This is a genomic window from Youngiibacter fragilis 232.1 (assembly GCF_000495435.3).
GTDB lineage: Bacteria > Bacillota > Clostridia > Clostridiales > Clostridiaceae > Youngiibacter > Youngiibacter fragilis.
Genome location: NZ_AXUN02000145.1, coordinates 1 through 1,004 on the forward strand (window position 1 = coordinate 1; position 1,004 = coordinate 1,004).

The 1,004-nt window shown below is 47.0% G+C and carries 1 protein-coding gene; it reads right to left on the reverse strand.

The genetic code is table 11. The features are described from left to right. Nucleotides 1-30 precede the first annotated feature (30 nt). Nucleotides 31-960, reverse strand: coding sequence for an NAD(+) synthase (gene nadE / locus T472_RS07165; protein ID WP_023388421.1), 930 nt, complete (start codon nt 958-960; stop codon nt 31-33). Between the last annotated feature and the right edge of the window lie 44 nt (nt 961-1,004).

Genomic DNA, 1,004 nt, shown 5'->3' on the forward strand with positions numbered 1-1,004 from the left:
AAAAAACAGCGGGACTTCAGGATACTGATGCTAACTCAGCTCCGGTGCCAATGCGTGGCTGCGAGAACTCTCACTGAGCCTGACAATCTCCTCCATCTCCACTACTGTTTTTACATCAACGCCTAGCTGTCCTGCGATCTCATCCCCAGACATCTCCTTCTGGAATCCAAGCAGTATAAGTTCTACCTTCAGATAGTCCAACCCGAAATACCCCTGATACTTGTCGGTTATTCCTGGAAGGATGTCCGGATTGGGTGAGCGGTGCAGAATTTCAGTTGGTATTCCAAGATGTTCCGCCAGCTGAAGTGTCTGACTCCTATATAGGTTTTTCAGCGGCATAATGTCCGCGCCGTCATCAATGCCGTATTTGACAAATAGACCTACCATCTGCTCAGTCCTGTGGGCTGACCCTGCAACAATCAGGTTATTCTCTTCAGCGACTTTGTAAGTAACAAGAAGCCTTGCCCTTTGTTTGGAGCTCACTCCTGCGACCAGTTTCCTGGAATTAGCATCAAGACTTCCTTTCAATGTTTCCATATAAAGTTTCTTTGCTGTCCTGTTCCTCTTCTCCAGATACCTGTTTACTGTGTCTTTCCAGAAATCCCTGCCCGAGATTGCTGAGATGAACATATTTGATGTCCCAGCGCCTCTCAATATGGGGCTTATGTTGATTTTCATTGTCCTTATATCCAGATGTCCGGCAATCATCAGGCCATAACGATCTGCTTCAGGGTTTCCAAGCCTTTCAGGGAGCATCAGTCCGGTTACCCTTTCCTTACCTACCGCACGGGTGCAAAGTGCAGCTACGACACTTGAGTCAAGCCCACCTGAAATCGGCACTACAATCCCATCCCGGTTGGACTTAACAAATACTTCTTTTATGAATTCCTCGATCTGCCTGCACCACTCGCGCGCATCGATTTTGAAAGCTTCAGGACTAAGTCTAATATCATTGACCATGCCAATCCCTCCCCGTAATCACAAAGCTAGTACTATGTAACATT